The sequence below is a fragment of the Lentzea aerocolonigenes genome (assembly GCF_000955955.1).
GTDB lineage: Bacteria > Actinomycetota > Actinomycetes > Mycobacteriales > Pseudonocardiaceae > Lentzea > Lentzea aerocolonigenes_A.
The window spans coordinates 1-4,042 of the sequence record NZ_JYJG01000157.1 but is presented as its reverse complement, the minus strand read 5'-3'; the positions used below and the strand labels follow the sequence as shown (position 1 = coordinate 4,042).

5 protein-coding genes are annotated in these 4,042 nt (G+C 68.5%); all 5 read left to right on the top strand.

The annotated features are described in order from the left end of the window. A partial coding sequence (locus UK23_RS22800) for a Zn-ribbon domain-containing OB-fold protein (protein WP_045313636.1) occupies positions 1–521 on the top strand: 521 nt, incomplete at its 5' end. A gap of 7 nt (positions 522–528) precedes the next feature. After that, positions 529–1,581, top strand: a complete 1,053-nt coding sequence (locus UK23_RS22795; protein ID WP_045313635.1) for a thiolase domain-containing protein — start codon at positions 529–531, stop codon at positions 1,579–1,581. Next, positions 1,581–2,723 (top strand): thiolase domain-containing protein, encoded by a 1,143-nt coding sequence (locus UK23_RS22790; RefSeq protein ID WP_045313634.1) that lies wholly within the window; start codon positions 1,581–1,583, stop codon positions 2,721–2,723. The genes UK23_RS22795 and UK23_RS22790 overlap by 1 nt, the downstream gene beginning before the upstream one ends. Beyond that, positions 2,720–3,580, top strand: a complete 861-nt coding sequence (locus UK23_RS22785; protein ID WP_045313633.1) for a TIGR03619 family F420-dependent LLM class oxidoreductase — start codon at positions 2,720–2,722, stop codon at positions 3,578–3,580. Before UK23_RS22790 ends, UK23_RS22785 begins: the two co-directional genes overlap by 4 nt. Further along, on the top strand, positions 3,577–4,014 hold the full coding sequence (locus tag UK23_RS22780; protein ID WP_045313632.1) for a nuclear transport factor 2 family protein: 438 nt from the start codon (positions 3,577–3,579) through the stop codon (positions 4,012–4,014). The genes UK23_RS22785 and UK23_RS22780 overlap by 4 nt, the downstream gene beginning before the upstream one ends. Positions 4,015–4,042 lie beyond the last annotated feature (28 nt).

The following is a 4,042-nucleotide window of genomic DNA, read 5'->3' as shown; positions in this document are numbered from 1 at the left end:
GTACCACCAACTCGGAGTTGGTGGTACTTGCAGACGCCGACGAGGTCTCGATGGTGATCACGCCGGTGAACCTGCACTACACGCACTCCGCGTCACCGACCGAGGATCCGTTCCTGCGCGGCCTGATGGAGGGCCGGTTGATCGCGCAGCGCTGCCCGTCGTGCTCGAAGGTCTACTTCCCGCCGCGGCCCGCCTGTCCGACCGACGGCGTGCCGACGACGGACCAGATCGAGCTTTCGGACCGCGGCACGATCACCACGTTCTGCGTGGTCAACGTGCCGTTCCTGGGCCAGCGCATCCCGCCGCCGTACGTCTCGGCCTACGTGCTGCTGGACGGCGCGGACATCCCGTTCCTGCACCTGCTGCTCGGCATCGCGCCCGAGGACGTGCGGATGGGCATGCGGGTGGAGGCGGTGTGGAAGCCGCGCGAGGAGTGGGGCCCGACGATGCAGAACATCGACCACTTCAGGCCTTCCGGTGAGCCGGACGCGCCGTTCGACTCCTACTCCCAGCACCTGTGAGGCCCTGATGCGTGACATCGCAGTAGTCGGGTTCGCACAGACGCCTTGCGTGCGCGAGACCGACGGCACCACCAACGGTGTCGAGATGCTGGTGCCGATCTTCCACGAGGTGCTGGGCTCGCTCGGGCTGACCAAGTCCGACATCGGGTTCTGGTGCTCAGGCTCCTCCGACTACCTGGCCGGGCGCGCCTTCTCGTTCGTCTCCGCGGTCGACGCGATCGGCGCCTTCCCGCCGATCGCCGAGTCGCACGTCGAGATGGACGCGGCCTGGGCTTTGTACGAAGCGTGGGTGAAGCTGCTCTGCGGCGAGGTCGACACAGCGCTGGTCTACGGCTTCGGGAAGTCGTCCGCGGGTCAGCTCCGCCGCGTGATGGCGATGCAGCTCGATCCTTACGTCGTGACGCCGCTGTGGCCCGATTCGATCGGCCTGGCAGGCATTCAGGCACGGATGGGCATCGAGGCCGGGCTCTGGGACGAGCGCGCGATGGCTTCCGTTGCCGCGCAGAGTCGAGCCGCTGCGCAGTCCAACCCGCTGGCGCAGCTGTCCGGCACGTTCGGCGTGGATGAGCTGCTGGCTTCGGACTACGTCGCGGATCCGTTGCGGCGGCACGACTGCGCGCCGATCACCGATGGCGCGGCGACGATCGTGCTGGCCGCTGGTGATCGTGCGCGGGAACTCTGCGAACGTCCCGCGTGGATCACCGGGTTCGAACACCGCGTGGACTCGCCTTCGTTCGGCGCTCGCGACCTGCTGACCTCGCCTTCCACCGTGGCCGCCGGCAAGGCGGCGGGCGCGGAGGGGGTCGAGGTCGCGGAACTGCACGCGCCGTTCACCCACCAGGAAATCCTGCTGCGCCAGGCACTTGGCCTCGGGGACATCAGCGTCAACCCGTCAGGTGGCGTGCTGGCGGGCAATCCGATGTTCGCGGCCGGTCTGGCCCGGATCGGTGAGGCGGCCCGGCGGGTGCACGACGGATCGGCATCGAAGGTGCTGGGACATGCGACGAGTGGACCGCTGCTTCAGCAGAACCTCGTGTGTGTGATGGAAGGGCGGGACTGATGCGACCTGCAGCCGTGGTCGGCACCGGCCAAACCCACCACGCCGCAAAGCGCCTCGACGTCTCCATGGCCGGGCTGTGCCGTGAGGCGATCGACCGTGCGATGGCCGATGCGGGCGTGGACTGGTCCGACATCGACGCGGTGGTCCTCGGCAAGGCACCGGACCTGTTCGAGGGCGTCATGATGCCCGAACTGTTCCTCGCGGATGCGCTGGGCGCGGTCGGGAAACCGTTGCTGCGCGTGCACACCGCGGGTTCGGTCGGCGGCAGCACCGGCAACGTCGCCGCCTCGCTCGTCCAGTCCGGCGTGCACGACCGCGTGCTGGCCGTGGCGTTCGAGAAGCAGTCCGAGTCGAACGCGATGTGGGCCTTGTCCGTGCCGACCCCGTTCACCATGCCGGTGCACGCGGGCGCGGGCGGCTACTTCGCCCCGCACGTCCGCGCATACATCCGCCGCGCGGGCGCACCCGAGCACATCGGTGCGATGGTGGCGGCCAAGGACCGTCGAAACGGTTCAATGAATCCGTACGCGCACCTCAAACAGCCGGACATCACCGTCGAATCGGTTCGAGCGTCCACGATGTTGTGGGACCCGATCCGGTACGACGAGACCTGTCCGTCCTCCGACGGCGCCTGCGCGGTCGTGATCTCCGCTGAGCCGACCTCGGGTCCTGCCGCGTGGATCCGCGCGACCGCGATGCGCACCGAGCCCACCACGTTCGCCGGTCGCGACCAGGTCAATCCGCAAGCGGGCCGGGACGCGGCACGTGCGTTGTGGAAGCAGGCGGGGATCACCGATCCGCTGTCCGAAGTGGACGCGGCCGAGATCTACGTGCCGTTCTCCTGGTTCGAGCCGATGTGGCTCGAGAACCTGGGCTTCACCGACATCGGGCAGGGCTGGAAGCTCACCGAGGCGGGCGAGACCGAGATCGGCGGCCGGCTCCCGGTCAACCCGAGCGGCGGCGTGCTCTCGTCCAACCCGATCGGCGCTTCCGGGCTGCTGCGGTTCGCGGAGGCCGCCATGCAGGTCATGGGCACCGCCGGTGAGCACCAGGTGGACGGCGCGCGGGTCGCCCTGGGCCACGCGTACGGCGGTGGTTCGCAGTTCTTCGCCATGTGGGTCGTCGGATCGGAGAAGCCGTGAAGTTCACCGTTGGCATCGCCATGAGCCCGCTCGACCAGCTGACCGAGCTCGCCCAGTGCGCCGAGGAGTGCGGTTACGCCTCGATCGCGCTGCCGGACTCGCTCTTCTTCTCGGAGAAGGTGTCCGCCGACTACCCCTACACGCCCGACGGCTCGCGCATGTGGAACGCCGAGACGCCGTGGGTTGACCCGTTCGTGGCCGCCGCCGCGATGGGTGCCGTGACGACGCGCATCCACTTCTACACGCAGGTCCTGAAGCTGGGCTCGCGCAACCCGTTGCTGCTGGCACGCCAGGTCGGTTCGGTCGCGCACATGACCGGGAACCGCTTCGGGCTCGGCGTCGGTCTTGGTTGGTCGCCAGAGGAGTTCGAGTGGTGCGGCGCTCCCTACAAGAACCGCGGGCCGCGGGTCGACGAGATGATCGACATCCTGAAACTCGTGCTGGGCGGCGGGATGGTCGAGTACCACGGCGACTACTTCGACTTCGACCGCCTGCAGATGTCGCCGGCGCCAACGTCGCCCGTGCCGTTCTACGTGGGCGGCCACTCCCCCGCCGCGTTGAAGCGCGCGGCCAGGGTCGGTGACGGCTGGACGTCGGCGATGATCAAGTTCGCCGACCTGCAGTCGGTGATCGCCCAGCTGACCGACCTGGGCGCGTTCGAGCGGCCGTTCGAGATCCAGGCCGTGTGCATCGACAGGTTCGGGCTCGACGGCTACCGGCAACTCGACGAGATCGGCGTGACCGACGTGATCGTGGTGCCGTGGCTGTTCTACGGCGTCGGCTTCGACGGCACCCTTCAGGCCAAGAAGGACGGACTTCGGCGCTTCGCCGACGAAGTGATCGGAGAGTTCGCGTGACGGCAGTGACCTGGAAGGCATCGCGCACCGAGACGCCCGCGCGGGTGGCTTCGTGGCGGTCGATGGAGGCGGTGTCGAGCGGCGCCAAGGAGGCCTGGCTGGCGTTGTTCGCCGAGGACGCCGTGGTCGAGGATCCCGTCGGCCCGTCGATGTTCGACGCCGAGGGCAAGGGCCATCACGGCAAGGAGGCGATCGCCGCGTTCTGGGACCTGGCGATCGCCAACGTCGAACGCTTCGAGTTCGCGATGCACGACTCGTTCGCGGCCGGGTCCGAGTGCGCGAACGTGGGCACCATCTCCGCGTTCCTGCCAGGCGGCGCACGCGTGGACACCGAGGGAGTCTTCGTCTACCACGTCGACGAGAACGGCCTGATCAAGTCGATGCGCGCCTTCTGGGAAACCGAGCGCGCGCTCGCCACCCTCCGCACCCCCTGAAAGACGTCTGCAAGTACCACCAACTCCG

What these genes read in the sequence shown, in the direction of transcription:
- UK23_RS22795 (WP_045313635.1), top strand. Translation starts at nt 529, where the DNA reads ATGCGTGACATCGCAGTAGTCGGGTTCGCACAGACGCCTTGCGTGCGC.
- UK23_RS22790 (WP_045313634.1), top strand. Translation starts at nt 1,581, where the DNA reads ATGCGACCTGCAGCCGTGGTCGGCACCGGCCAAACCCACCACGCCGCA.